The following is a 25,432-nucleotide window of genomic DNA, read 5'->3' on the forward strand; positions in this document are numbered from 1 at the left end:
GCTCACATGACTGCGATTGCCGGTCGTACGAGTGTCTGGCTGGTTGCGTCCAACCTACATGTGGGGGGCGGCGTCCAGGTTGCTGCGTCGCTAGTTCGGGAGCTCGCACAGCTTGTCGCTGACGGCGAGCTCGCGCTTGACATCCACTACGAGCTATCGCCCGAGGTCGCCTTGAACGTCGAGACGGGTGTGCTGGAGACCTTGGACTATGACATCGTCGATCGCCGCCCGTTCTCGCCGTGGCAGTGGCTCGCGGACCGCCGACGTCGGGAGTCCGCTGCGTTGGTCGTTTTCGGGCCCGCCTGGTTTCCGCTGCGCCGCAAGCGCTCGGTGTGCGGATTCGCGGACGTGACGAGCCTCTACGAACGGCCCACCGGGGTGCCCGCGGCGCCGTGGCCAACACGGCTCAGGCGGGCGTTTCGTCGACATTTGGCACTGAGGGAGATCGCGCGGCACGACGTCGTTGTGGTGGAGACGGAGGAGATAGCCCGCCGACTTGTTGCTCGCGTACCCGGGACCCCGCCGGCTGTTGTGGTCGCTCCGAACACGGCCAGTCGGCTCGCCGTCCAGGGTGGCCCGATCACGCGCGGCCCGTTGGCCCTTGCATCGTCGCTGACCATGCTTTACACGGCCGCCTACTATCCGCACAAGAACCACGAGTTCCTCCCCCTGCTCGCTCACGAGCTCTGGAACCGGCACCGCATCAAGGCGCGATTCCTGGTGACGCTCCAGGGGCCGGCGTGGGAGGAGCGCTCGGACGCCTTCCGGGCGGTGTGTGACAACCGCGGTCATGTGGGCGTCGCTGAGCTTCGCTGGCTGCACAAGCAGGCAGATGCTGCGATCTTCCCGAGCCTCCTCGAGGCAAGCTCGGTCACTCCGCTCGAAGCTCTGGCTTTGGGCACACCGTTGTTCGTGTCGGACCGAGACTTCAACCGGACGGTCTGCGGCAACGCGGCGACGTACTTCGATCCCCTAGACCCTGTCGCAGCCGCGGAGGTCATCGCAAAGGCTCTTGCGACCCCGGACGTCCTCGCAGAACAGGTCGCCGCGGGGATTCGCGTCGCCGCCGCCGTGCCGTCACCGCGAGAGCGGGCACGCCAGTATGGAGAGTCCGTCGCCAGAGATGTCACGCCGTGAAGGCGCCTCGGCTCCTGATCCTCAACAATCTGCCGTCGTATTACCGCACTCATCTGTACCGGGCGATGCTCAACGAGTTCGCCTCCCGCACTGGTGGGTCCGGGATGGTGGCGTACCAATACCGACGTTCGCCCGCCGAGCGCGACGACTGGTTCTTCACGCCCGACGACGAGCTCGATTTCTCGCACACGTTCCTTGCTGACCGCCCGCGCCGGATCCGGAACCGGTCGTTTTCCGCGCACCCCGGGCTGCACTTGTTCGCTCGGTTTCGGCCGACGCACGTATTTGCGGCCGGGTGGAGTACATCGGCCTCCGTTCTAGCCTCCGCCTACTGCCGCGCGACGGGGGCCCAATTAGGTGCATGGGTCGAGTCGAGCAGGCTGACCTCGAAGAATCTGAGTCGCCCTGCGGTCGCGTTTCGACGATCCTGGCTGTCACCAGCGTCGTACTGCGTTGTCCCGTCCGGTGCGAGCGAGGAGTATGTGCGAGAGCTCGCCAGGCGCGAGGTGCAGGTGCTGCGGCTTCTCAACCCGGTTGAGCTGTCCCGCCTCGCGGACCCCACTGGCGTTGCATCGCCGCGCGCCGTTTTTCTCGGTGATTACTCAGCACGCAAGGGGTTTGACCGTTTTGTCGAGGCGGCCCGGATCCTGGGTCCGCGTGGGGTGGGCGCGGTCGCGTGGGGGACCGACCGCGACAACCTTCGACAGAGCGCCGCCGGCCTCGTCGATGTTCGCAACCCGGAGCGACTGTCCGCGATTGCCCCTCAGTTGCACGGACGGGACGTCCTCGTGATCCCGTCGCGCGTGGATCCTGCGCCGTTGACATACTCGGAGGCACTCAGCCTGGGACTTCGCGTCGTGGTATCTGATCAGATCGCCTACCGCGACCATGCCTCCCGGACCGGCGGTGTCGCGGTCGTCGATTGCTCGAGACCGGAGGACATCGCCGACGCAGTCGAGCGGCTGGCCAACGGTTCGCGTCCGGACGCCAGCGCGGCGGATGAGGTCTCTGCACAGCACTTCGCCCGCACGGTGACGTCGGCAATGATGGGCGACGGGCGAGGCGGCCGAGCTTGAGGTTGTCGCTCTCGACCCCCATCAAGGGCCTCGGTAAGTCCGTCGCAGCCACCGGTCTTGTCAACGCCGTCTCGATGCTGCTTGGCCTCGTTAGCGGCGTACTCACGGCCCGAGGCCTGGAACCCGGTGATCGAGGCGAGCTGGTGTCGCTGCTCGTGTGGGGCGCCGCAGTCGGCTCATTCACGCTGATCGGGCTGGACGAAGCCATCATCTTCGAGGCGGGCGGCAGTGAGCCGCGGGCTTGGGCCCTCCGCAAGATACTAACCGGGGACGCGATCCTGCAGACCGTGGTCGGAACAGCGGTCCTCGTCGGAATGGCGATCCAGATCGTGCGCCCGTCCACTGCCGAGACCTGGGCGACGGTGTTGCTCGTCGGCCTGATCGTCCCGCTCAACTCGGTCAACCTTCTTGGCGTAGCCCCGCTCAAGGCTGCGCGGAGGCTGACGATCTGGAACACCGTGCGGATGACGCAACCGCTGGTCTACGCGATCGGTGCGGCGCTGCTTCTCGCCTCCGGTCAGCTGACCGTGTTCTACGGGGTGCTGGCGATGGTAATAGGAAGTGCGCTGACCTCCGCCGTGCTCGTGTTCATCGGGTACGGCAAGGCCGACCCCGAGACCAGTGCTGAGGATCGCCGATCCGTGGTCAGCTACGGTCGACGTCTCGTCGTGTCCACTCTTCCGCAGCGAGTTAGCGTCCGAGCCGACCAACTCTTGATGAGCCTGTTGATGTCGCCGGCGCTGCTCGGCATCTATTCTGTCGCGGCCGCGATTGCGGCTGTCGTTCAAATCCTGGGCGTGACCCTGGACCAGGTACTGTTCCCGCGATTCGTCGCCCGGCGCCACTCGACCCGCAGCATCCTCCTTGTCGCCGGCACTGGTGTCGGGGTTGCCCTGGTGGCATCCCTCCTCCTCTTGGCGATCGCCCGCCCCGCGATCAGCCTGCTGTACGGCGAGGCGTATGTAGAAGCCGTCGACCCGCTCACTCTGCTATTGCTCGGCTCGGTGTTGCGGGTCGGCGGTCTCGCTCTCGCGGCGGCTCTCAAAGCGCGGGAGGAGCTCCAGATGCTGATGATCGCGCAGTTCGGCGGCCTGATCATGCTCGTGATTGTCTTCGTAGCCGCTAGACCGTGGGGGATGATGGGGGCGGCTCTGGCTACATTCGCCGGCGCCACTACGACGGCGGTGGTCCTTCTGTCGACCGTGATCAGTCGCAACTATGAGCAGCGGGAGAGCCCGACATGACACTGGCGCTAGGCGACGCGTTGTACGTCGACGCCGCGTCGGTCCTGATTTGCGGGTTCTTTCTCGCACGTAGCAAGCAGTTCCGCCACACGCACCCGGGCGTCATCTACCTGATTTTCCACATTCTGGTGTTCACCTATCGCGGGTGGACGATCGAGGGCGGTGCGCCGCCGGTGCTGGGCCTGTCAGTTGCAAGCGCCGCCGAGGCCCTCCTCATGGCGGACTTGTTCCTTGCGTGCGCCACCGTCGGCTGGTGCATCGCACCCGGTAAGGGGTGGAACCTTGCCGTCGCCAACCCCGAGCACATACGTCCCACGATGGTGTACGCGGTCGCGCTGGCTGCGATGCCGATCGGCCTCTATTTCCTGCTGACCCATACGTACGGCAAAGGTAGCGGTACTGCTTCGATCGAGTTCTCTACGTCGTACCAGATCGTGGCGGTGACTTGGCCCGGGCTGATGCTTCTGGCTCTGATCTACATCAAGGGCTTCAAGTGGCAGTTGCTGCTGCCGTTGGCGGCTTATCTCGTCTACATGGCACTCCAGGGCCAGGGAAGGTTCCGCGTCGTACTCCCTGCGATCCTGCTGTGCCAAATGTGGCTGGACCATCGGGGAAAGCGGGTCCCAACACTGCGAGTAATCGCGGCGATGGCCGCGCTCTTCATCGTGTTCGTGGGCATGGACTCGTTCGGCACGGCCTTCCGCACGAACGAATTGAGCCTCAGCAACGCCTCCGCAATCATCTCCGAATCAAGCCAGGTTGCACTCAAGGGGCAGGCTAACGATCAACACGGCCTTGACTCACTCGGCGTCGCGGTCGAGCAGAGCGATCGTCTCGGGCGACCGCTATACGGACAGAACTACCTCGATCTCGTCTTCCTTCCGATTCCGAGGCCCCTGTGGCCGGACAAGCCACCGACGAACCAGACGATCGTGGACCTCTCGACGCCCGACCGACCCTTGAAGTCGATGGGCGCGGTCCTCACGCTCCCCGGGTCGCTCTATGTGGACTTCCGCTGGTTCGGCATCGTGGTAGGCGCGTTTGTGCTCGCCCGCTTCAGCCTGTGGGCCTTCTGCCGAGCATACGCGCGTGGATTCGGGTCAACCGGGCACTTCCTGTATCTGCTCCTGGCGGCTTCTTTGGTCCAGATCTACCGGGACAGCCTGGCCTCACTGCCGCTGTTTCTCCTAGTGAAGAACGCCCCTTTGGTCCTGATCGTTGTGCTCAATCACGTCATCAAGCCACCCCGCGAGGTCCCGCAGTTGCGCCCTGCGGGATCACGAGGAGACGGCGCAAGGTGAGAGCCCGGACCCTTGCCAGGCATGCCTACAACGCAGGGCTGCGCGCGGCTGAGCCGTTGCTCGCGCCCCGCACCGCTCCGCGGGTGACAGTCGTGCTCGGGTCGGGGCGAAGTGGTACGACCGCATTGATGGAGTCGATGTCGGTGGGCGCTGCTGCCCCGGCGATCTTCGAACCGCTGCGGCCGTCCGTCATCCGCGCCGTCGACAGAGTCGTTCCCGGACATGGGTACCCCAGGCTGGCGCCGACGGACATCGACTGGGACATGGAAGGTTTGCTGCGGAGAATCTTCCGCGGGCGCCACCTCAGCCGGTGGTCGACGGCCCAGCTGGAGTTGCGCGATTTGCCATCGGCGGACCAGCTGATCGTCAAGGAGGTCCGCGCGAATCGGATGGCCGGCTGGATCGAGCGCCAGTTTTCTGAGGTCAGGACCCAGCTGATCATCCGTCATCCGCTCGCGGTCGTAGCTTCAATGCACCGCGGAGCGTGGGGTGCACTGGATTGGGACGACGTCGTACCGCCGGCCGCAGCGGCTCTCGGCGTCCACCCACACGAGATCGCTCCCCGCAACTCGGCTCAGAGCCGGTGGTTGATGGCCCTCTGGCTCGCCGACAACACGACGGCAGTTCGTGAGGTGTCCTCGAGAACGCTTGCGAACGTTATCCACTACGAGGACCTCGTCGCCGATCCGGCTACTCAGGTAGAACGATTGGCGGGAGTCCTAGACCACTTCGACGCAGGCCAAGCCCTTATGAGCCTCGACCGGCCGAGTCGCCACGCTAGCCCTGACTATGGACGTGAGCGCGAACTGCCGTTCACCGCCGCAGAGCGCGACGACCTCGCCGCCATGCTCAGGGACTTCGAGGTCGATTACTACGAGCTTACCGAGCCGAACCCGACGTACCGGCTCGGCTCACTGCGCTGAGCGGGCCTTCCAAGCCTCGTCCACGGCGTTTACGGTTCGCTCGACATACGCCTCCCACGAGTACTCCCGGGCGCGCCGTATCGCGGCCTCCCCCATCCGTCGGCGTACCCCAGGGTCTCGGTCGAGCGCCTCCAACCGGTCGGCAATCGCGGCGCTATCATGCGGCGCAACGAGGAATCCCTCGACACCGTCGTCGACGACCTCGTCTGCTCCAGTTGGCGTCGTGATCACGGGCAGACCGTGAGACATCGCCTCGAGAACGGTTAGCGGTAGGCCTTCGAACAGCGTCGGCAGCACGAGAACGTCGGCGTTGGAGAAGATCCCTGACATCTGACCGCGCGGAACGGGAGCGGACGGCACCCACCAATCACCGATTCCAGGAAATCCTTCGGTACTGCCCTGCGGGCGTCCGATGACACGCAAGGACCAGTCGGGTCGGGCTGCGGACCGGTAGCCCTCGAGCAGGTAGGCCAAGCCTTTGGCCTGGGTCAACCGACCGGCGAACAGCACGCGGAGTCCGTCACTGGGGAGGCGTCGAGGAAGATCGACGGCCGCGACGCCGTACGGACTTACGACCACCTTCGCGGCGGCCACGCCTTCGGCGATCAGGGTGCCGGCAGCAAAACGGGAGCCGGCTAATACGACATCCGCGAGGTCGAGCTCCTCGCGAAGCCGGTCGAACTGCCGATTGGGGACGATGTTGCCGAACATGGTGTTCGCGAGGGCGGGAAAGCGCTCCGCCTCCTCGAGGATTGTCCGGTTCCTGAACGCCGGGTGAACGGTCGGCATGTTCAGCACCCGCAACCGGTGGCCAGTCTGGGTGAACGCCTCTCGGGCGGCCGCGTGCGACACAACCAAGACTTCACCGCTCAGGTCGACGGCCGCGCGCGACATCCGGACGGACCGGGCGTAGCTCAGCGACTTCGCGGAGTCCGCGAGCGGGCGCGGCAGCGCCGACCGGAGCATCTCCTCGATCGGGGCCAGGGAATGCTGACGCGCAGGTGGGATATGCAGGGGCGCGACTCGTCCCGAGATCTTGGCCTCGAAGCGACTCGGCAACAATCGCGGCGCGCGCAGGTCCCGCGGCGTCACGATCGAGTGGCCGTACGCCGCGAGCCGATGTCGACGTCCCAGGCCGTCGGCGAGGTGGCTGAGTTCGGCGCTGGCGGTGGTCACGACGGCGTACGTTGGCCGGTTCTCCGCTGCGCCCGGGCGGCGAAACACGTGAACCGAGCCGTATGCCGCTACCTCGACGAAGCCCAGTTCTCGAATGAGCCCGGCAAGATCGGTGCGGAGGTAGGAACTGCCGTTTGGTCTCGTCGTGTCATGCAGTTCTATGACCATCTCGGTGCACGCGGCAAGCGCGTCACGGTCCGACAACAGAATGTCGACCTCGGCGCCTTCGATGTCACAGAGCAGCGTGTACTCGCCGATCTCGTGCTTGCTTAGCACGTCCGACAGTCGCACAGCAGGCGCGGTGAAGCCATCTTCGGCGGTGTCGGCCCGGGCCGCACCCGCGTGGTCCAGTCCTCTGCCAAAGAGGACATCGGCGCCGGGAGCGTGGAAGTAGTCGACGGCGCCGTGTTCGATGACGCGGTCGAGGAGGGGGGCATGTTGGTTCAGGTTAGCCCGGAGGCACGGGAGAAGGTCGGGGTTGGCCTCGACCGCCACAAGTCGAGCACCCGGCGCGAGGAGCTGGCTCGATACGCAGGACAGGACGCCGAGACTGGCGCCCAGGTCGACGAGGGCGGGAGTGGGGCGAAGGTGCTTGCGCACCAGCCGGACCTCAGCACCTTCATAGATCCCAAGCCGCAACATCGCGCGGGTTCGGGGGCTGACCGCGGAGGACCGGGTGTCGATCCGTATACCGTGGGATCTCACCATCCCCCCGCCGGCCGCGCCGATGGCGCGGCCAACGAGCGGATGGGTTAGAACGCGGGCGACGTGGCCTTTGAGGTGCATGACCGTCGAGCGGTCAGGGTCACGCAGGAATCCGAGCGCGTTCACTAGCACCCCCGGACGTCGTCGCTCTGCTCAGCTTCCTGAGTTGATCATGCCGGCCCCGACAGTGACGCCGGTCGCTTCGTCGATCAGGATGAACGAGCCGGTGGTGCGGTTCTTCGAGTACGGGTCGCACAGCAGTGGCACCGTGGTGCGCAGCTGGACGCGGCCGATCTCGTTGAGGCCGAGCTCCTTGGTCTCCTGGTCGCGGTGCAGGGTGTTGACGTCCAGGCGGTACTGGATGTCCTTCACCAGCGCCCGTGCGGACCGCGTGGTGTGCTTGATGGCGAGCTTCTGGCGAGGGCGCAGGGGCTCGTTGGTCATCCAGCAGATCATCGCGTCGATGTCCTGAGAGGGCTTCGGCGCGTTGTTGACCCGCGCGATCATGTCCCCGCGGGAGACGTCGACATCGTCCTCGAGGCGGACGGTGACCGACATCGGCGGGAAGGCCTCGGTGACCTCCTGGTCGAAGAGGTCGATGCCGGCGATCTTGGAGGTCATGCCGCTCGGCAGCACGACGACCTCGTCCCCGGGCTTGAGGACGCCGCCGGCCACCATGCCGCCGTAGCCGCGGTAGTCGTGGTGCTCGTCGGACTTCGGGCGCACGACGTACTGGACTGGGAACCGGACGTCCTGCAGGTCGCGGTCGGACGCCACGTGGACGTGCTCGAGGTGGTGCATGAGCGTGGGGCCTGAGTACCACGCCATGTTCTCGGAGCGGTTGACGACGTTGTCGCCGGCCAGCGCTGAGATCGGGATGACGGAGAGGTCCGGGATGTTGAGCTTGGTCGCGAACTGCGTGAACTCGGCGTGGATCCTCTCGTAGATCTCCTGGGAGAAGTCCACGAGGTCCATCTTGTTGATCGCCAGCACGAGGTGCGGGACGCGCAGCAGCGACAGCAGCACGGCGTGGCGGCGGGACTGCTCGGTCAGACCCTGGCGGGCGTCGACGAGCACCAGGCCGAGGTCGGCGGTCGAGGCGCCGGTGACCATGTTCCGGGTGTACTGCACGTGGCCCGGGGTGTCGGCGATGATGAACTTGCGGGTCGGCGTCGCGAAGTAGCGGTACGCCACGTCGATGGTGATGCCCTGCTCGCGCTCCGAGCGGAGACCGTCGGTCAGAAGCGCGAGGTCGGTGTAGTCGTAGCCCTTGGACTGGCTGGTCGCCTCGACGGCCTCGAGCTGGTCCTCGAAGATCGACTTCGAGTCCAGCAGGAGCCGGCCGATCAGGGTCGACTTGCCGTCGTCCACGGAGCCCGCGGTCGCGAACCGGAGGAGGTCCATCTCCCGGGTCTGCTCGGCCACTTCGGCCTTCGTGAGGTCACTCATCAGAAGTAGCCTTCCTTCTTCCGGTCCTCCATGGCTGCCTCGGAGAACCGGTCGTCGCCACGGGTCGCGCCACGCTCGGTGACGCGCGCGACGGCGATCTCGTCGATGATCTTGTCGATGGTGTCGGCCTCGGACTCGACGCAGCCGGTCAGCGTCAGGTCGCCGACGGTGCGGAACCGCACCGTCCGCTCCTCGACGGTCTCGTTGCCCTTGGTCGGGTTGTGCTCGGACTCGGAGAGCAGCATGCCGTCGCGCTCGAACACGCGGCGCTGGTGCGAGAAGTAGATGGAGGGGATCTCGATGCCCTCGCGGCCGATGTAGTGCCAGATGTCCAGCTCGGTCCAGTTGGAGATCGGGAAGATCCGCATGTGCTCGCCCTCGTGGATGCGGCCGTTGTAGAGGCTCCACAGCTCGGGGCGCTGCATCTTCGGGTCCCACTGGCCGAACTCGTCGCGGTGGGAGTAGACGCGCTCCTTGGCGCGGGCCTTCTCCTCGTCGCGGCGCCCGCCGCCGAAGGCGGCGGTGAAGCCGCCCTCCTCGAGGGCGTTCAGGAGGGTGCCGATCTGGAGGCGGTTGCGGCTCGTCTTGCCGTCGTCGACCACGACGCCGTCCCTGATGGCCTCCTCGACGCTCGCCACGATCAGCCGGGCACCGAGCCGGTTCACCCAGTTGTCGCGGCAGGCGAGGACCTCGGGGAAGTCGTACCCGGTGTCGACCTGGAGCACGGGGAACGGGATCTTGGCCGGGTAGAAGGCCTTCTCGGCGAGCCGCATCATCACGATGGAGTCCTTGCCGCCCGAGAACATGAGGACGGGCTTCTCGAACTCGGCGGCGACCTCACGGAAGATGTGGATCGACTCCGCCTCCAGCTGGTCGAGCTGACTCAGCCGGTAGTCGGCATGGGTTTCGGTCATGACTGACTGGGGACCTCTCGTCGGGACAGCAGCCGTCATCGTAGCCGCCGGAGACGTCCGGGCACGAAGCGCCGCCGAAGTGGAGTGATCTGGTTCACTTCGCGGTCCGACGGTACGACGGGTCAGGCCCGGCGGGCGCGGCGTCTTGTCTCGTGGTCGGTGCGCGGGAAGTCCCCGTCGAGCTCCGAGACGGTGGGCGAGCCGAACATCGGCAGGCCCTGGGTCTTGCGGATCAGGCCCCATACGAGCGGCAGCAGCACGACCATGGCGATGCCGATGCCGCCGATCAGGCCCGGGTGCGTCTCCTCCTTGCCGAGGGGCCCCCAACCGGCCTTGTCGAGGAGGGCCACGCCCGACATGGTCAGCACGATCACGATGCCGCGGCGGATCACCGACTGCGGCACGCGAGGGGCGATCCGGCTGCCCAGGATCGTGCCCGGCACCGACCCGAGCACGAGGGGGACCAGGATCGACCAGTCGAGGCCGTTGATCGCGATGTTGGAGATGGCGGCGGCGAGCACCAGGGGCACCGCCTGGACGAGGTCGGTGCCGACCAGGCGCACCGCGGAGAGGCCGGGGTAGAGCATCAGCAGCGCGATCATGATGACCGAGCCCGAACCGACGCTCGTGACGCCGACCAGCAGGCCACCGACGGCGCCGACCAGGAGGGTCAGGAGGGGTCGGATCGGCGGGTTGGGGTCGGCGTCGCCGACGCCCCGCCGGACCCGGCGCAGGTTGATGTACAGGCGGAGCGCGTACGTCGACGCGGCCAGCAGCAGGGCGAAGCCGATGCACTCCTTGAGCAGGGTGTCGATCGACTCCGGTTCGCCCCCGGCGACGGCATGGATGAGCCAGGGCCCCAGCAGCGCCAGCGGCACCGACCCGAGGATCAGCCACTTGGCGAGCGAGAAGTTCGGCGAGCCCTCGCGGGCGTGCACGATCGCGCCGCCCGACTTGTAGATCGCCGCCGCGGTCAGGTCGGCGGTCACGACCGTGGCCGCGTCGCCGACACCGAGGAAGATCAGTGCCGGTGTCATGAGCGCACCGCCGCCCATGCCGGTCAGGCCCACCACGATGCCGACGAAGAAGCCGGCTGCGAGGATCGAGAAGAAGGTCGTGGTGAGCACGTCACTCATGGGCTGATCTTCCTCGATCCGGTCAGGGCGGGCAGCACGACGCGCAGCAGGTCCTCCAGGGACCTGGCGCACGCCTCGGCGGCGTCCGGACCCTGCCCGAACGGGTCGGCCACGTCCAAATCGGCATTGGCGGTCCCGCGTCGCTCGGCGACGGTGTCGAGCAGCGCTCGGCCGGCCAGCCCGGGCGGCGCCATCCGCACCGCTTCCGCGAACTGGCCGAGCGTGAACACCTTGCGGAACGTCGCCGGGTGGTCGTCGAGGATGAACTGGCGGTGCGCGGTCTCGGCGGTCAGCACGAGGTCGGCGTTCAGCATCAGGTCGCTCGTGAAGGGCCGGCTCCGGAACTGGGCCACGCCGGGCACGCCGCGCCCGATCAGCGTCGCCGCCATCTCGTCGGGCATCGGCCGGGAGTCGAACCCGTGCGTGCCCGCGCTCGCGAACGTCGCGCCGGCGTGCGGCCCGACCAGGTCCCGGGACAGCAGTTCCATGAACGGCGAGCGGCAGATGTTGGCGGTACAGATGTAGAGGATCCGCAGCGGCGGCTCGTGACCGCCGGTGCTGGTGCTCGGCGCCGAGGGTGGCGCCGATCGGACGCGCGGCTCGAAGCCGGCGGCCGCCTCGGCGTGCTTCTCGTCGTCCTGCTCCGCGGCCCGGATGTCCAGGCCGGCGTCGACGGGCTCGGGTTGCTGCGGATGGGTCTCGATACGCTCGCTGGCGCTCGCTACTCGACCACCGAGGGGTGGGGGCGGCGTGGTGGTCTCGATACGCTCGCTGGCGCTCGCGACTCGGCCGTCGAGGAGTGGGTCCTCGACCGGGTCCGGTGGGGAGAGCAGGTCGAGGTGGCCGGAGTGGCGCAGCGCGACCAGGACGTCGTCGAGGGCCTCCTCGATGCTGCGGCCGGTCGTGTCGACGCGGACGTCGGCGTCCTCGGGCTCCTCGTACGGCGAGGAGATGCCGGTGAACTCGGGGATCTCGCCGCGCCGTGCCTTGGCGTACAGCCCCTTGCGGTCGCGCCGCTCGCACTCCTCCAACGGGGTGGCGACGTGCACCAGGAAGAAGGCGCCACCGGCGTCGTCGATCATCGCCCGGACCTGCTTGCGCGTCTCGTCGAACGGCGCGATCGGGCTGCACACGGCCACCCCGCCGTGGCGGGAGATCTCGGCGGCCACCCAGCCGATCCGGCGGATGTTGGTCTCGCGGTCCTCCTTGGAGAAGGAGAGCCCGGCGGACAGGTTCCGGCGCACGACGTCCCCGTCCAGGCTGGTGAGCGTGCGGCCGCCGTGCTCGAGCAGCCGGTCCATCAGCGCGCGGGCGAGTGTCGACTTGCCGCTCCCGGAGAGGCCGGTGAAGAACAGCACCAGCCCCTGGTCCTCCGGCGCCGGCCGGTCGGCCGTCACGATCGCGTCGATCTCGGGGGTGAAGCTGCCCGAGGGGTCCTCGGTGACGCCGACGACGGGGTCGTCACCGGCGTAGTTGGCGACCACCTGGACGCCGAGGTGGTGGTCGACGTCGGTGTCGCCGCGGGACGCGAGCGGGATCGCGACGACCTCCGCGTCCGGGAGGTGGGTCGCCGCGGCGAGCGTGGCCCGGATCAGCGCGACGGGGGAGAGCTCCGGGGTGCCGTGGCCGACGAGGGGCAGCAGCACCACCGGCCCGACGGTCGCGAGGGCGGTGAGCTGCGGGTGGGTGAGGGCGTGGACGAGCGGGACGAACGTGCGTCCGGCGTACCGGTCCCGGGTCTGTGCAGGGCTCAGGTAGTAGCCGCGGAACGGCCCGTACTGCGCGTGGGAAAGGGGCTCGATGGTGCCGGCCGGTACGTCGACCTGCGCGAGCGGCAGTCCCTCGGGGTCGACGAGCTCGACGGCACCCGCCTCGGCCGCGAGCTCCGCGACGGCGGGCGGCAGCTCCAGCGTGACCGGGCTGCCCGGCTCGTTGAAGACCACCGTCGGCACCAGGGCGCCCGTGACGAGCAGCTCGAGGTCGTCGAGCTCGCGCGGCGAGGGGCAGTACTGCGGGACGGGGGGCAGGGGCACGCGGGCAATCCTGCCAAACGCCCGCTCGTTACCCTGCGGCCATGTCCAGCCCAGTACCTGCCCCCGTCGTCGCAGAGCTCGTCCGGTCCGGGTTCGTCGAGGGTCACCACTACGGGTCGGTGGTCGCTCTCGCAGCCGACGGCGCCGTCGACTGGGCCGTCGGCACGGTGTCCGAGCCGGTGCTGCCCCGCTCCTGCAACAAGCCGCTCCAGGCGGTCGGCATGGTCCGTCTCGGGCTGGACCTGCCACCCGACCTGCTCGCGCTCGCGTGTGCGTCGCACTCGGGGGAGCCCTTCCACCTCGAGGCGGTCCGGCGGATCCTGGCGTCGGCCGGTCTGGACGAGTCCGCGTTGCAGACGCCTCCCGACTACCCGCTCGACGACGGGGAGCGCGACGCCGTGCTCCGCGCCGGGGGCGGGCGCACCTCGCTGCAGATGAACTGCTCCGGCAAGCACGCGGCGATGCTCGCGACCTGCGTCGTGAACGGCTGGGACACCGACACCTACCTGGAGGCAGACCACCCGCTCCAGCAGGGCATCCGTGCCACCTTCGAGGAGCTGACCGGGGAGCGCGCGGCACTGGTCGCCGTGGACGGCTGCGGGGCGCCGCTGCTGCCGACCTCGCTGGTCGGCCTCGCCGGTGCGTTCCGCCGGCTCGCGGTGGCCGAGGACGGGCCCGAGCGCCGGGTCGCCGACGCAGTCCGCCGACACCCGGCGCACGTCTCGGGCACCGGGCGGGACGAGCGCATCCTGCTGGAGGCGATCCCGGGCGCGATCGGCAAGGCGGGGGCGGAGTCCTGCTACGTCGTCGCCCTGCGCGACGGCCGCGCCTTCGCGCTCAAGACCGACGACGGGGCGGCCCGGGTGCGGCCGGTGCTGATGGCGGCCGCGCTGCGGAAGTCGGGGGTCGATGCGGAGCCCGACGTCGACGGGACTGCGGTGCGGCGTACCGGGGAGGCGTTGCTGCTCGGTGGTGGCCAACCGGTCGGGGAGATCCGGCCGCTGCTCTGATTGCGCCTGCTAGCACACGAAACCCTTGAATTGTCAGGCAAAATCGCGCGCTTGTGAGTCAAGGCACACCGTGAGTGCTTGCTGTTGCTAGCACGAGCGAGCACGATGAAGGCGTGGCAAAGGGCAAGGTCGGCAAGACCGTCGAGTCGCTCGGTGACTACCTTCGGGAGCAGCGGGTGGCCGCCCACCTGTCGCTCCGGCAGCTCGCCGAGCAGGCCGGGGTCTCGAACCCGTACCTGAGCCAGATCGAACGTGGACTGCGCCGACCGTCCGCCGAGGTGCTCCAACAGATCGCGAAAGCTCTCCGGATCTCCGCTGAGCAGCTCTACCTGCGGGCCGGCATCGTCCATCCCGAGGGCGGCGTCGGCGGCTCCGTGGAGCTCGCGATCCTCGGCGACAGCCAGCTCACCGAGCGGCAGAAGCAGTCTCTGCTGGACGTCTACGCCTCGTTCCTCGCCCTCAACAAGGGCAGCGAGTGACAACCCAACCGAAGGAGAACGACATGGCCAAGGCCAAGTTCGACATCAAGACCGAGGCGACCCGCCCGATCTACGCCGGGGTCGGCGTCACCGACCTCGCCGTGGGCTTCGTGCGCGAGTACGTCGCCGACGTGCAGAAGCGCTTCGCCGGCGTCCAGAAGGACGTGCAGGCCCGGGTCACCGGCCTGGACCTCGAGCCGAAGGCGCTCCGCGACCAGGCGGCGACGGTCGTCAGCGCCAGCGTCGACGCGCTGTCCAAGGACGCCAAGGCGCGCCGGACCGCGATCGAGGCGCGTGTCGCCGAGCTGCAGAGCGCCCTGAACGAGAACGTCGCGTCGGTGGGTGACACCTACGCCGATCTCGCCAAGCGCGGCGAGATCCTGGTCGGCCGGATCCGCAACCAGGAGTCGACCAAGGCGACCGTGAAGTCCGCCAGGACCACCACGGCGAAGGCCAGGACCACGAAGACCCAGGCGAGCAAGGCCACCAGCACCACGGCCAAGAAGACCGCCAAGAAGGCGTCGACCACCGCCAAGAAGTCCTCGACGGCGCCGAAGAGCAGCGCGAAGGCGACCGCGACCGCGGCCAAGAAGACCGCCTCGAACGCCGCCTCGGCCACCACCGACGCGGCCTCGAAGGTCGGCAACTGAAGAGACGATGAGCAACTGACGCTGTTCTAGACGGCTCCCGTTCGGGGCCCGGAGCGACTGCTCCGGGCCCCGACGCGCGCGTCCTACCCCATTTTGGGGAAATTGCTCGGCGTCTGCCTTCCGTCGGCTCCACCCGCGCGACCGTGGCGAGCAGAGGTGAGCACATGACCGCTGTCGCACACGACCCAGACGTCGCCGACTGGATGGGGCTGGACACCGTCCTGGAGGCGGTCATCCTGGCCAACGCCGATGCCGAGGGCAGCCCGAGCTGTCGCTGACAGGCCCGAGCGCGTTCCGCAACCGCGCGTCCTGACACGTACGCTGTCGGAGTGCTGCACGTGCTCCAGGCCGAGATGACCTTCACGACGATCGTCGAGCTGGCGCTCCTCGCCGTGAAGCTGTTCGCGTTCGTGAACTCGCTGCTCTACTCGGCTGAGGCCTACAGCGCCGCCAACAAGCTCACGAAGCCGGCCTGGACGATCATCCTCGGGCTCGGGTTGGCGGCGCAGATCGTCTTCGGGGGGCCGATCTTCCTGGTGAACGTGGCGTTCACGATCGCGGCTTGCGTCTACCTCGCCGACGTCCGTCCGGCCCTGGCTTCCCTGACCCGCCGCTAGCAGGGCGGCTCTCGTAGCCGTATCCATAGCCGTACCCGTATCCGTAGCCGTGGCCCTTCTTGCGCGCCGGGGCCAGGTTCACGACCACTCCCACCGCCTTGGCGTCGACCGCCTCGATCCGCTCGATCGCGTGGGTGAGCTGGTCCTTGGTGGTCTTGCCGTGCCGGAGCACGATCAGCGCGCCGTCGGCCTGCGCCGCGAGCAGCGCCGCGTCGGTGACCGGCAGCAGGGGCGGTGCGTCCAGGATGACGATGTCGAACTCGTCGCGGAGCTGGCCGATCAGCTTCTCCATGGCGTTCGACTGGAGCAGCTCGGAGGGGTTCGGCGGGATCGGGCCGCTGGACAGCACCCAGAGGTCGGTGTCGGCGTACTTCTGGAGCGCGTCGCGCAGGTGCACCTTGCCGATCAGCACGCTGGTGGTGCCGACCCCGCCATCCAGGCCGAGACGCTCGGCGATCAACGGTCGTCGCAGGTCGCACTCGACGAGCACGGCGCGCTGGTTGGCCTGGGCGAGGGTCACGGCCAGGTTGACGGCGGTCGTCGTCTTGCCCTCGCTCGGCAGGGAGCTGGTGACCACGAACACCCGCTGGTCGTGGTCCACCTCGACGTACTGCATGTTCGTGCGCAGCACCCGGAAGGACTCCGACCACGGGGTGGCATCGGCCAAGGCCTCGGCAGGAGTCCTCCGGACGGCGTTGCTGTCAGCGTTGATGCGGCCGAGAATCGGCGCCGAGGTGACCTCACCGACGTCTTCGGTGGATTTCAGCGTGGTGTCGAGGAGCTCCCGGAGCACGGCGATGCCCACGCCGAGCAGCAGGCCGAGGAGGACCGCCAGGGCGATGTTGCGGACCGGCTGCGGGCTGACGGGCGAGGTCGACACCTGGGCATCGTCGACGACCGACGTCTGGATCACGGGATCCTTGCCGCCGGTCGACTCGAGATCTGCGACCTCGGTGCTCAGCGCCTCCGCGTAGGCCTGGGCGATGTCACGAGCCTGCACCGGGTCGGGGTCGGTTGCGGTGATGTCGAGGATCACGGTGTCCGGGTTCACGCTCGTGGACACCGCGCCTTGCAGGGTCGTCGGGCTCAGGCCGCCGCCCAGGTCGCCCGCCACTCGCTCGGCGAGTCTGCGCTTGCCGACCAGCTCGGCGTAGGAGTTGATGCGCTGGGTGGCGAAGAGGTTGCCCTGGTAGGCATCCGCCGTGTCGGACGGGCTGGTGGAGACGAACACGCTGGCGGTCGAGGAATACTGCGGCGTCGCCTGCCACGTGTACGCCGCCGCCGCCGCGACACACACCGCGACGACCAGCACGATGATCCGCCAGCGGCGGCGCACCGTGAGCCAGTAGTCCTTGAGCTCCACGCGTTCCTCATCCCTGGTCGGGCGCTCCCCATCGTCGCACCGCCTGCGAAGACTATCCGCCGTTCCGGCGGCGTTGTCGGCGATCCGCCGCTACCGTTGGTCACGGACTGGTGACAGGGCCGGTTCGTTGGGGGGAGACTGGTCATGATGGGTGACTTCGAAGTACGTCCGTGGGGCACGTGGCACGTCCTCGACGAGGGTGACGGCTACAAGGTGAAGCGCATCGAGGTGCGCCCCGGCCAGCGGTTGTCGTACCAGACGCACGCGCACCGTTCCGAGCACTGGATCGTGGTGTCCGGCACCGCGACCTGCCTGCTGGACGGGGAGACGGTCGTCGCGCTGCCCGGTCACACCGTCGAGGTGCCGATCGGGACCGCGCACCGGATCACGAACGTGCACGACGAGGACCTGGTGATCATCGAGGTCCAGCGCGGCGCGTACACGGGCGAGGACGACATCTGCCGGCTCGAGGATGACTACGGCCGGAGTGAGTCCCTCCAGTCCTGAGAACCACCCGCTCGGACCATGCGCGCGCCTGTTGTCCGGGGCTAGCGTGCCAAGTCCTGCCGCGCCGGCGGGAAGTCATGGCCTAGACCGGGTCGAGAACCGAGGACGTGATCGGCCGGGTCGGTGACACTTGCTGCCGGGGTAGCACAGCGTCAAGAAATTCGGGGGAGAGATCGTGAGCGACCTGGTCGCGCGTATGAGGCGTCATCGAGCGCCGCTGGCGATCGTCTTCGACGTCGGGGCGTGGCTCTTCGCCTATGCCGCGTTCGCGTGGCTTCGTCTCGACAACGATGCCTCCCAGGTGCCGTGGCGGGACGTGATGGCGGTCGCCGCGGTGACGGCCGCGCTGTACGTCGCACTCGCGGTGCCGTTCCGGCTGCACCAGGGGCGGGCGCGCACCGCGAGCCTGGAGGAGGCGGTCCTGCTCGGCGTCCTGATGGGCGGCACGGGCTTCGCGGTCTTCGTCGCAAACCTGGTCGGCCAGTGGATCCCGCGCAGCATCCCGGCGGGCGCGACCCTCGGTGCGCTGGTGCTCGCCGCCTGGGGGCGGGCGACGTGGCGGATGCTCCAGGAGAGGGACGCGCGGACCGGCGCGGGCGACGACACCGTCCGCACCGTCGTCGTCGGGGCCGGGGAGGCTGCCCGCGAGCTCGTGATCTCCATGCTGCGGGACCCCCAGCGCCGCTACCTGCCGGTCGCGCTCCTCGACGACGACCCGCACAAGCGGCATCTCCGGATCAAGGGTGTCCCCGTGGTCGGTGGCACCCGGGAGGTCGAGCGGCGCGTCGAGCAGGCGGCCGCCGCCCTGGTCGTGATCGCGATCCCCAGCGCGTCCGCGCCCACGATCAACCGGATCCGGCTGGCTGCCCTCGTAGCGGACGTGCCGGTCAAGGTGCTCCCGTCGACGACCCAGCTGCTGCACGACACCGTCGGCATCCGGGACCTCCGCGACATCAACATCACCGACGTCCTCGGTCGCAACCAGCTCGACACCGACGTGGCGGCGATCGCCGGCTACCTGGCCGGCCGCAAGGTGCTGGTCACCGGCGCCGGCGGCTCGATCGGCTCCGAGCTGTGCCGGCAGATCCACCGCTACGGCCCCGCCGAGCTGATGATGCTCGACCGCGACGAGTCCGCCCTGCACGCGGTGCAGCTCTCCATCCACGGCCGCGCGCTCCTGGACTCCGACGAGGTCATCCTCTGCGACATCCGCGACGAGGCGAGCGTGCGCCGCATCTTCGCCACCCGGCGCCCCGACGTCGTCTTCCACGCCGCCGCGCTCAAGCACCTGCCGATGCTGGAGCAGTATCCCGCCGAGGCCGTGAAGACGAACGTCCTCGGCACCCGCACGGTCCTCGAGGCCGCGGACCTGGTGGGTGTCGACCGCTTCGTGAACATCTCGACCGACAAGGCAGCGAACCCGTGCAGCGTGCTCGGCTGGTCGAAGCGGGTCGCGGAGCGGATGACCGCCGAGCAGGCCCGCGAGGCCGACGGCGTCTACCTCTCGGTGCGCTTCGGCAACGTGCTCGGCAGCCGCGGCTCCGTGCTCGCGTCGTTCGCGCGCCAGATCGCCGAGGGCGGCCCGCTGACGGTCACCCACCCGGACGTCACCCGCTTCTTCATGACCATCGAGGAGGCGTGCCAGCTGGTCATCCAGGCGGCGGCCATCGGCCGGCCCGGCGAGGCGCTGGTGCTGGACATGGGGGAGCCGGTGAAGATCATCGACGTCGCCAAGCAGCTCATGGAGCAGTCGGGCACGCCGGTGCGCATCGAGTTCACCGGGCTGCGCGAGGGCGAGAAGATGCACGAGGACCTGTTCGCCGACGACGAGCCGCGCGACATCCGTCCGCAGCACCCGCTGGTCTCGCACGTGCCGGTGCCGCCGATCACCGACGACCAGGTCAGGGCGCTGCCGACCGCGGGCACCGCCTACGAGGTACGCCATGCCCTGGAGGTGCTGAGCGCGTCATCCGTCCAGGTCGGCGTCCACCATGCGCCCGACGATCTCGTCGAACCCGACGGTCGGTGACCAGCCGAGCGCGGTCCTGGCGAGGGTCGCGTCGCCGACCAGTTCGGTCGGGTCCGCCGGCCGCACGAACTCCGGGTCGACCACGACGTACCGCTCCCAGTCGCTGAGCCCGGCCCGCGCGAACGCCGCCGCCACGAAGTCGCGCACCGAGCGGCCGACGCCGGTCGCCACCACGTAGTCACGGGGTACGTCGGCGCGCGCCGCCCGCACCATCGCGTCGACGTAGTCGGGCGCCCAGCCCCAGTCGCGCCGCGCGTGGAGGTTTCCGAGGGCCAGCACGTCCGCACGGCCCTGCGCGATCGCCGCGGCCGTCGAGGTGATCTTGCGGGTCACGAAGTGGTCGGGCCGGCGCGGCGACTCGTGGTTGTAGAGGATCGCGCTCACGGCGTGCAGCTCGCGGTGCCGGTAGACGTCGACCATGTGGTGGGCGAAGGCCTTCGCGGCGCCGTACGGGTTGACCGGACGGACCGGCGTCGACTCGTCCTGCGGGCTGCGGTCCGGCTCGCCGAAGATCTCCGCGCTGGACGCCTGCACGAACCGCACCGGCCGGCCCTGCTTCTCCTGCACCAGCAGCGCGGAGTCCAGCAGGGCCGCCGCCGCGAGCCCGTTGACCCGCGCGGTGAGGTCGGGCTCCTCCCACGAGCGGGCGACCGAGCTCAGGGCCGCGAGGTTGTAGACCTCGTCGGGCGCCAGGTCGACCAGCAGCGCCCGCACCTCGTCGGAGTCGGTCAGGTCGCCGCGGTGCAGCTCGACACCCGGCGCCTCGGGCGGCGGCTCGAGCGCGTGCGCCAGGGCGTGCACCTCGACCCCGTCGGCGAGCAGCCGCTCGGCGAGGTAGCTGCCGTCCTGGCCGCTGATGCCGGTGATGAAGGCGCGCGTCATCTACCAGCCCTGCCGGGTGGCGGAGAGGTCCGCCTCGACCATCAGCGCGACCAGCTCGTGGAACGACACCTTCGGCTTCCAGCCCAGCACCTCCCGGGCCTTGCTCGCGTCGCCGATCAGGTGGTCCACCTCGGCGGGCCGCATGAACCGCGGGTCCTGGCGGACGTACGGCGCCCAGTCCTCGATCCCGACGTGCCGGAACGCCGCGTCCAGGAAGTCCCGGATCGAGTGCGTCTCGCCCGTCGCGATCACGTAGTCGTCGCCGTGCGGCTGCTGCAGCATCAGCCACATCGCCTCGACGTAGTCGCCCGCGAAGCCCCAGTCCCGCTCCGCCTCCAGGTTGCCGAGCACCAGCTCGTCCTGGAGCCCGAGCTTGATCCGGGCGACGGCCTCGCTGATCTTGCGGGTCACGAACTCCGGCCCGCGCCGCGGAGACTCGTGGTTGAAGAGGATCCCGGACGAGGCGTGCATGCCGTACGACTCGCGGTAGTTGATCGTCATGTAGTGGCCGAACACCTTGCTCACGCCGTACGGCGAGCGCGGCCACAGCAGCGTGCGCTCGTGCTGGGGCATCTCCTGCACCTTGCCGAACATCTCGGAGCTGGACGCCTGGTAGAAGCGGATCCCGGCCGGCTTGTCGCCGGTGTGCAGCCGCACCGCCTCGAGCATGTTGAGGACGCCCTTGGCGGTGACGTCGGTGGTGAGCTGGGCGTTCTCCCACGAGTACGCCACGAAGGAGACCGCGCCCAGGTTGTAGACCTCGTCGGGGTCGGAGTCGCGCAGCGCCCGGATCAGGCTCGACATGTCGGTCAGGTCGCCGTTGTGCAGGCGTACGTCGGGGACCAGGTCGCGCACCAGGTCGAGCTTCGGGTTGTTCTGCCCGCGGATCACGCCGTGCACGTCGTACCCCTTGGCGAGCAGGAGCTCGGCCAGGTACAACCCGTCCTGGCCGGTGATCCCGGTGATGAGCGCAGTCGGCATGGACGGATTGTGCCAGCCGCTCCGGTCAGGGGGAGCGGTAGCGCACCGCGACCCGGCTGGCGTTGCCGGCCCGCCGGTGCCACCGGGTCCGACGACCGAGCCCGCGGTGACCGGGACCGGGCTCCCGACCGGGTGCCCGTCGAGGAAAGAACTGGACCGTGCGGCCGGGTCGGCGTCGCGCGGCTTGTTCGCGATTCGCCGAAAGTTCCGTGTGCAACCGATCGGTTGACATGCTGGGACGGCCATGCCAGGGTCGGTGCTCAACTGACAGGTTGAGGAGGCGGCAGATGACGGACCAGCTCTCGCGGGTGTTCCAGGCCCTGGCCGACCCGACGAGGCGCGACCTGGTCGCGCGGCTCGCGTCCGCAGGGGACGCGTCGGTCGGCGAGCTCGCCGCGCCGTACGACGTGACCGTCCAGGCGGTCTCCAAGCACCTCAAGGTGCTCGAGGAGGCGGGCCTGGTCAGCCGCAGCCGGGATGCCCAGCGGCGCCCGGTGCACCTGGAGCCGGAGGTGCTCGACCTCATGACGAGGTGGATCGAGCGCTACCGCCGGGAGGCCGAGGAGCGGTACCGCCGCCTCGACGCCGTCCTCGCCCAGGATCTCGACACGCCCGCCGATGCCGAAGGAGCCGCGTCATGAGCGAGACGACGATCGAGGCGGTGCCGGACCTCCCGGTCATCCGGATCACCCGGGAGTTCGACGCTCCCGCGGAGCGGGTCTTCCACGCGCACGTCGACCCCGAGCTGTTCGCGCGGTGGGTCGGGCCGAACAGCATCGACACGACGATCACCGCGTGGGACGCGCGCACCGGGGGTCACTACGCCTACCGCAACACCCGGGAGGCGGACGGCCTCGACACCGGCTTCTACGGCTCGTTCCACGAGGTCCGGCCGCACGAGCGGATCGTGCAGACGTTCACCTGGGAGGGCGCGCCGGACGGCGTCAGCCTCGAGACGATGACGTTCGAGGAGCTGCCCGGCGGCCGCTGCCGGATCGTCGGTACGTCGGTCGTCGAGACGATCGAGGTGCGCGACCTCGTCCTGTCCAGCGGCATGGACGTCGGCGTGACCGAGGGCTACGCCAAGCTCGAGCGGCTCCTCGCATGACCCCCGCCGAGCACCACCGCGCGGTGGCCGGCGTCTTCACCGCGACGGTCCTCGGCACCACCGACTGGGACGCACCCGCGCCGGTGGACGGCTGGCGCGCCCGCGACGTCGTCGGCCACCTCGTCACGTGGCTGCCGGAGTTCCTCGACTCCCGCGGGCTGCCCGGTCTGGGACCGGTCGACCTGGCCGATCCTGCCGCCGCCTGGCAGGCCCACGCCGCGGCCGTGCAGGAGCTCCTCGAGGGGCCGGACGCCGGCGTGCTCGTCGACGACCCGTATCTCGGCGGCCGGTCGCTGGGTGACCTCGTCGAGATGATCTACACCGCCGACGTCTTCATGCACACGTGGGACCTCGCCCGGGCGACCGGCCAGGACGACACCCTCGACCCGGCGACGTGCGCGGCGCTGCTCGAGGGCATGGTGCCGATCGAGGAGGCGATGCGGTCGAGCGGTCAGTACGGCGCGCGCGTGGAGGTGCCGGCCGACGCGGACGTGCAGACCCGGATGCTCGGCTTCATCGGCCGAGACCCGGGGTGGCGACCCTAGGCGCTCTGCTCGAGGTCGAAGGGCTTGGCGCCCATCCACTCCGCGACGTCCTCGGGCAGCGGCTCCCAGCCGCGTCCGCGCTCGAGGAGCTCTGCCTCCGCGGGCTGCCTGCGGAGCGCGGCAAGCCACGACCCGAGAGAACGTGTCATGCCCTCTCCATCGGCGGCCCGGACGCCGACTTGAGCCCTCGGGGGTGCCGGTACAGACCATCGGGCGGTGGCTAGGGTGGCCCGCATGAAGGTTCTGGTCACCGGCGGCGCCGGCTACATCGGGTCGGTCACGGCGAAGGCGCTCGAGGAGGCGGGGCACACCCCGGTCATCCTCGACTCCCTCCTGACCGGTCCGCTGGCCTTCGTCCGCGACCGGACCTTCTACGAGGGCGACATCGCCGACCGCGCCCTGCTGCGCCGGGTGGTGGACGAGCACCCCGACATCGAGGCCACCATCCACATGGCCGCCCGGATCGTCGTGCCGGAGTCGGTGGAGCTGCCCTACGAGTACTACCGCGACAACGTCGCCAAGTCACTCGAGCTCTTCGATGAGCTCGACAACCTCGGCAAGACCCGGGTGCTGTTCTCCTCCTCCGCATCGCTCTATGCGACCAAGGACGACTTCGAGGTGACCGAGGACGACGCGCTCGACCCGCCCTCGCCGTACGCCCGGACCAAGCGGATGATGGAGCAGATCCTCCAGGACATGGCGGTCGCCACCGACCTGCGCGCGATCATCCTGCGCTACTTCAACCCGATCGGCTCCGACCCCGACCTCGAGTCCGGGATCTACGCCAAGGAGCCGTCGCACGTCCTCGGCCAGCTGGTGATGGCCGCGCGCGGGCAGAAGGACGCGTTCACGATCACCGGCGTCGACCACCCGACCCGCGACGGCACCGGCATCCGCGACTACATCCACGTGTGGGACCTGGCGCGGGCGCACGTCCGCGCGATCGAGAAGTTCGACGAGGTGATCGCCGAGGCCGCCGCCCCGAGCGTGATCATCAACGTCGGCACCGGCGAGGGCGTCACCGTGCGTGAGCTGGTGACGGCGTTCCAGAACGTCTTCGGCCACGAGGTGCCGGTCCGCGAGGCGCCGCCGCGGCCCGGCGACGCCGTCGGTGCGTTCGCGAACGTCGACCGCTCGGCCCGGCTGCTCGACTGGCGCACCGAGCTCAGCCTCGAGGACGCCATCGCCTCCGCGCTGGCCTGGGGCGAGAAGCGCCGGGAGATCCTGGGCTACGAGTGAGGTACGCCGTCGCGGGGCTCGCGGCCGCCGCCTTCCTGGTCGGCGGCGTGGCGTCCCCCGTGCACGGCGCGACCGCCGACGCCGGCGCGGGGCGGCCGCTGGAGGGCCGGGTGGTCGTCATCGACCCGGGCCACCAGCTCGGCAACCACAACTTCCCGCGCGAGATCAACCGCCCGGTGCCCGCCGGCGGCTTCGACAAGCCCTGCAACACGACGGGGACCGCCACCGACGGCGGCTACCCCGAGGCGACCTTCGCGTGGCGGGTCTCGCGGGCCCTCGAGGCGCGGCTCGAGCGGCTCGGCGCGAAGGTGCGGCTGACCCGCGACACCAACAGCGAGCGCCGCTGGGGCCCCTGCGTGGACGATCGGGGCCGCGCGGGCAACAAGGTCCACGCCGACGCCAAGATCTCGGTGCACGGCGACGGGTCGTACGCCGCCGGAGCGCGCGGCTTCCACGTGATCGCGCCGACCGATCGCCGGCCCTGGACCCACGACATCTACCGGCCCTCGAAGCGGCTCGCGATCGACACCCGCGCCGCGCTCAAGACGCACGGTCTCCGGGTAGCCAACTACATCGCCGGCGGCGACGGCCTGGACTTCCGCTCCGACCTGGGCACCCTGAACCTCTCGAACATCCCCACGGTCATGGTCGAGCTCGGCAACATGCGCAACGCCTCCGAAGCCCACCGGATGACCAGCCCGCACGGACGCCAGACGTACGCCGCCGCGCTGGCCGACGCCGTACGCCGGTTCCTCGACCGGTAGCGGCCGAATCCCGGGGCAGTTCGCGGGCTCGGGCTCGGCGCCCCGCTCTGACCTCCGCGTCGTGCGGGTGAACTGCCCACGAGATCGGCCTGTGGACGACGCGCCGTACCACCGGTCGACGGGGCAGGAGACCGGCATGGACGCGGTCGAGGCGATCACCGTGC

General features: G+C 69.3%; 25 protein-coding genes. 16 read left to right on the forward strand and 9 right to left on the reverse strand.

The genetic code is table 11. The features are described 5' to 3' along the window. Positions 1-6 precede the first annotated feature (6 nt). The 5 genes from ACVW2K_RS05895 to ACVW2K_RS05915 all read left to right on the forward strand — a co-directional run bounded on the left by ACVW2K_RS05895 (position 7) and on the right by ACVW2K_RS05915 (position 5,681). Positions 7-1,137 (forward strand): glycosyltransferase, encoded by a 1,131-nt coding sequence (locus ACVW2K_RS05895; protein ID WP_457201879.1) that lies wholly within the window; start codon positions 7-9, stop codon positions 1,135-1,137. Further along, the gene (locus tag ACVW2K_RS05900; protein ID WP_457201880.1) at positions 1,134-2,213 is read left to right on the forward strand and encodes a glycosyltransferase family 4 protein; all 1,080 of its coding nucleotides are present in this window, start codon (positions 1,134-1,136) and stop codon (positions 2,211-2,213) included. Before ACVW2K_RS05895 ends, ACVW2K_RS05900 begins: the two co-directional genes overlap by 4 nt. Continuing rightward, positions 2,210-3,457: a lipopolysaccharide biosynthesis protein gene (locus ACVW2K_RS05905; RefSeq protein ID WP_457201881.1), complete on the forward strand. Its 1,248-nt coding sequence runs from the start codon at positions 2,210-2,212 to the stop codon at positions 3,455-3,457. Before ACVW2K_RS05900 ends, ACVW2K_RS05905 begins: the two co-directional genes overlap by 4 nt. Next, entirely contained in the window at positions 3,454-4,758 is a 1,305-nt protein-coding gene (locus ACVW2K_RS05910) for an O-antigen polymerase (protein ID WP_457201882.1), read from the forward strand. Before ACVW2K_RS05905 ends, ACVW2K_RS05910 begins: the two co-directional genes overlap by 4 nt. Before the next feature lie 128 nt (positions 4,759-4,886). Then, positions 4,887-5,681 (forward strand): hypothetical protein, encoded by a 795-nt coding sequence (locus ACVW2K_RS05915; RefSeq protein WP_457201883.1) that lies wholly within the window; start codon positions 4,887-4,889, stop codon positions 5,679-5,681. Here the strand turns inward: ACVW2K_RS05915 and ACVW2K_RS05920 are convergent. The 5 genes from ACVW2K_RS05920 to cysC form a co-directional block, all read right to left on the reverse strand. Then, positions 5,670-7,688 (reverse strand): FkbM family methyltransferase, encoded by a 2,019-nt coding sequence (locus ACVW2K_RS05920; RefSeq protein WP_457201884.1) that lies wholly within the window; start codon positions 7,686-7,688, stop codon positions 5,670-5,672. The genes ACVW2K_RS05915 and ACVW2K_RS05920 overlap by 12 nt on opposite strands. Before the next feature lie 27 nt (positions 7,689-7,715). Next, a complete protein-coding gene (gene cysN, locus ACVW2K_RS05925; protein WP_457201885.1) occupies positions 7,716-9,011 on the reverse strand; it encodes a sulfate adenylyltransferase subunit CysN in 1,296 nt (431 codons plus the stop codon). Continuing rightward, positions 9,011-9,925 carry a sulfate adenylyltransferase subunit CysD gene (gene cysD / locus ACVW2K_RS05930; RefSeq protein ID WP_457201886.1) on the reverse strand — a complete coding sequence of 305 codons (915 nt, stop codon included), beginning with the start codon at positions 9,923-9,925 and terminating at the stop codon, positions 9,011-9,013. The genes cysN and cysD overlap by 1 nt, the downstream gene beginning before the upstream one ends. A gap of 122 nt (positions 9,926-10,047) precedes the next feature. Continuing rightward, complete coding sequence (locus ACVW2K_RS05935) at positions 10,048-11,061, reverse strand: sulfite exporter TauE/SafE family protein (RefSeq protein ID WP_457201887.1); 1,014 nt, start codon at positions 11,059-11,061, stop codon at positions 10,048-10,050. Further along, positions 11,058-13,094 carry an adenylyl-sulfate kinase gene (cysC, locus tag ACVW2K_RS05940; RefSeq protein ID WP_457201888.1) on the reverse strand — a complete coding sequence of 679 codons (2,037 nt, stop codon included), beginning with the start codon at positions 13,092-13,094 and terminating at the stop codon, positions 11,058-11,060. Before cysC ends, ACVW2K_RS05935 begins: the two co-directional genes overlap by 4 nt. Before the next feature lie 41 nt (positions 13,095-13,135). Here cysC and ACVW2K_RS05945 point away from each other — a divergent pair, with 41 nt between their 5' ends. The 4 genes from ACVW2K_RS05945 (at position 13,136) to ACVW2K_RS05960 (ending at position 15,850) form a co-directional block, all read left to right on the forward strand. Beyond that, entirely contained in the window at positions 13,136-14,104 is a 969-nt protein-coding gene (locus ACVW2K_RS05945; RefSeq protein ID WP_457201889.1) for an asparaginase, read from the forward strand. A gap of 113 nt (positions 14,105-14,217) precedes the next feature. After that, positions 14,218-14,583, forward strand: a complete 366-nt coding sequence (locus ACVW2K_RS05950) for a helix-turn-helix domain-containing protein (RefSeq protein WP_028636563.1) — start codon at positions 14,218-14,220, stop codon at positions 14,581-14,583. A gap of 23 nt (positions 14,584-14,606) precedes the next feature. Next, positions 14,607-15,233 carry a hypothetical protein gene (locus ACVW2K_RS05955; protein ID WP_457201890.1) on the forward strand — a complete coding sequence of 209 codons (627 nt, stop codon included), beginning with the start codon at positions 14,607-14,609 and terminating at the stop codon, positions 15,231-15,233. 329 nt (positions 15,234-15,562) lie between these two features. After that, positions 15,563-15,850, forward strand: a complete 288-nt coding sequence (locus ACVW2K_RS05960; RefSeq protein ID WP_457201891.1) for a DUF2516 family protein — start codon at positions 15,563-15,565, stop codon at positions 15,848-15,850. Here the strand turns inward: ACVW2K_RS05960 and ACVW2K_RS05965 are convergent. Further along, positions 15,783-17,213, reverse strand: coding sequence for a polysaccharide biosynthesis tyrosine autokinase (locus tag ACVW2K_RS05965; RefSeq protein WP_457201892.1), 1,431 nt, complete (start codon positions 17,211-17,213; stop codon positions 15,783-15,785). The two genes, ACVW2K_RS05960 and ACVW2K_RS05965, sit on opposite strands and share 68 nt — an antisense overlap. 147 nt (positions 17,214-17,360) lie before the next feature. Here ACVW2K_RS05965 and ACVW2K_RS05970 point away from each other — a divergent pair, with 147 nt between their 5' ends. Then, positions 17,361-17,720 (forward strand): phosphomannose isomerase type II C-terminal cupin domain, encoded by a 360-nt coding sequence (locus tag ACVW2K_RS05970; protein WP_457201893.1) that lies wholly within the window; start codon positions 17,361-17,363, stop codon positions 17,718-17,720. Positions 17,721-17,916: 196 nt separating this feature from the next. After that, on the forward strand, positions 17,917-19,749 hold the full coding sequence (locus ACVW2K_RS05975; protein WP_457201894.1) for a polysaccharide biosynthesis protein: 1,833 nt from the start codon (positions 17,917-17,919) through the stop codon (positions 19,747-19,749). On the opposite strand, the gene ACVW2K_RS05980 is transcribed toward ACVW2K_RS05975, so the two are convergent. Both ACVW2K_RS05980 and gmd read right to left on the reverse strand, forming a co-directional pair. Beyond that, the gene (locus ACVW2K_RS05980) at positions 19,687-20,631 is read right to left on the reverse strand and encodes a GDP-mannose 4,6-dehydratase (RefSeq protein WP_457201895.1); all 945 of its coding nucleotides are present in this window, start codon (positions 20,629-20,631) and stop codon (positions 19,687-19,689) included. The two genes, ACVW2K_RS05975 and ACVW2K_RS05980, sit on opposite strands and share 63 nt — an antisense overlap. Then, positions 20,632-21,612, reverse strand: coding sequence for a GDP-mannose 4,6-dehydratase (gene gmd, locus ACVW2K_RS05985; RefSeq protein WP_457201896.1), 981 nt, complete (start codon positions 21,610-21,612; stop codon positions 20,632-20,634). 287 nt (positions 21,613-21,899) lie between these two features. On the opposite strand from gmd, the gene ACVW2K_RS05990 reads away from it, so the two are divergent. The 3 genes from ACVW2K_RS05990 to ACVW2K_RS06000 are packed head-to-tail and all read left to right on the forward strand — an operon-like array spanning position 21,900 to position 23,265. After that, the gene (locus ACVW2K_RS05990) at positions 21,900-22,253 is read left to right on the forward strand and encodes an ArsR/SmtB family transcription factor (RefSeq protein ID WP_028636557.1); all 354 of its coding nucleotides are present in this window, start codon (positions 21,900-21,902) and stop codon (positions 22,251-22,253) included. Then, positions 22,250-22,720, forward strand: coding sequence for an SRPBCC family protein (locus ACVW2K_RS05995; protein ID WP_457201897.1), 471 nt, complete (start codon positions 22,250-22,252; stop codon positions 22,718-22,720). Before ACVW2K_RS05990 ends, ACVW2K_RS05995 begins: the two co-directional genes overlap by 4 nt. Continuing rightward, positions 22,717-23,265, forward strand: a complete 549-nt coding sequence (locus ACVW2K_RS06000; protein WP_457201898.1) for a maleylpyruvate isomerase family mycothiol-dependent enzyme — start codon at positions 22,717-22,719, stop codon at positions 23,263-23,265. The genes ACVW2K_RS05995 and ACVW2K_RS06000 overlap by 4 nt, the downstream gene beginning before the upstream one ends. Here ACVW2K_RS06000 and ACVW2K_RS06005 read toward each other — a convergent pair. Further along, positions 23,262-23,414: a hypothetical protein gene (locus ACVW2K_RS06005; RefSeq protein ID WP_155991979.1), complete on the reverse strand. Its 153-nt coding sequence runs from the start codon at positions 23,412-23,414 to the stop codon at positions 23,262-23,264. The genes ACVW2K_RS06000 and ACVW2K_RS06005 overlap by 4 nt on opposite strands. Before the next feature lie 85 nt (positions 23,415-23,499). On the opposite strand from ACVW2K_RS06005, the gene galE reads away from it, so the two are divergent. Further along, on the forward strand, positions 23,500-24,504 hold the full coding sequence (gene galE / locus ACVW2K_RS06010; protein WP_457201899.1) for a UDP-glucose 4-epimerase GalE: 1,005 nt from the start codon (positions 23,500-23,502) through the stop codon (positions 24,502-24,504). Further along, the gene (locus ACVW2K_RS06015) at positions 24,501-25,268 is read left to right on the forward strand and encodes an N-acetylmuramoyl-L-alanine amidase family protein (protein WP_457201900.1); all 768 of its coding nucleotides are present in this window, start codon (positions 24,501-24,503) and stop codon (positions 25,266-25,268) included. Before galE ends, ACVW2K_RS06015 begins: the two co-directional genes overlap by 4 nt. The last annotated feature ends 164 nt before the right edge of the window (positions 25,269-25,432 follow it).

The sequence above is a fragment of the Nocardioides sp. HB32 genome (genome assembly GCF_054058995.1).

Coding starts and splice junctions, on each gene's coding strand:
- ACVW2K_RS05895 (WP_457201879.1), top strand. CDS start 7: ATGACTGCGATTGCCGGTCGTACGAGTGTCTGGCTGGTTGCGTCCAAC.
- ACVW2K_RS05910 (WP_457201882.1), top strand. CDS start 3,454: ATGACACTGGCGCTAGGCGACGCGTTGTACGTCGACGCCGCGTCGGTC.
- ACVW2K_RS05915 (WP_457201883.1), top strand. CDS start 4,887: ATGGAGTCGATGTCGGTGGGCGCTGCTGCCCCGGCGATCTTCGAACCG.
- cysN (WP_457201885.1), bottom strand. CDS start 9,011: ATGAGTGACCTCACGAAGGCCGAAGTGGCCGAGCAGACCCGGGAGATG.
- cysD (WP_457201886.1), bottom strand. CDS start 9,925: ATGACCGAAACCCATGCCGACTACCGGCTGAGTCAGCTCGACCAGCTG.
- ACVW2K_RS05935 (WP_457201887.1), bottom strand. CDS start 11,061: ATGAGTGACGTGCTCACCACGACCTTCTTCTCGATCCTCGCAGCCGGC.
- ACVW2K_RS05945 (WP_457201889.1), top strand. CDS start 13,136: ATGTCCAGCCCAGTACCTGCCCCCGTCGTCGCAGAGCTCGTCCGGTCC.
- ACVW2K_RS05955 (WP_457201890.1), top strand. CDS start 14,607: ATGGCCAAGGCCAAGTTCGACATCAAGACCGAGGCGACCCGCCCGATC.
- ACVW2K_RS05970 (WP_457201893.1), top strand. CDS start 17,361: ATGGGTGACTTCGAAGTACGTCCGTGGGGCACGTGGCACGTCCTCGAC.
- ACVW2K_RS05975 (WP_457201894.1), top strand. CDS start 17,917: ATGAGGCGTCATCGAGCGCCGCTGGCGATCGTCTTCGACGTCGGGGCG.
- ACVW2K_RS05980 (WP_457201895.1), bottom strand. CDS start 20,631: ATGACGCGCGCCTTCATCACCGGCATCAGCGGCCAGGACGGCAGCTAC.
- gmd (WP_457201896.1), bottom strand. CDS start 21,612: ATGCCGACTGCGCTCATCACCGGGATCACCGGCCAGGACGGGTTGTAC.
- ACVW2K_RS05990 (WP_028636557.1), top strand. CDS start 21,900: ATGACGGACCAGCTCTCGCGGGTGTTCCAGGCCCTGGCCGACCCGACG.
- ACVW2K_RS05995 (WP_457201897.1), top strand. CDS start 22,250: ATGAGCGAGACGACGATCGAGGCGGTGCCGGACCTCCCGGTCATCCGG.
- ACVW2K_RS06000 (WP_457201898.1), top strand. CDS start 22,717: ATGACCCCCGCCGAGCACCACCGCGCGGTGGCCGGCGTCTTCACCGCG.
- ACVW2K_RS06005 (WP_155991979.1), bottom strand. CDS start 23,414: ATGACACGTTCTCTCGGGTCGTGGCTTGCCGCGCTCCGCAGGCAGCCC.
- galE (WP_457201899.1), top strand. CDS start 23,500: ATGAAGGTTCTGGTCACCGGCGGCGCCGGCTACATCGGGTCGGTCACG.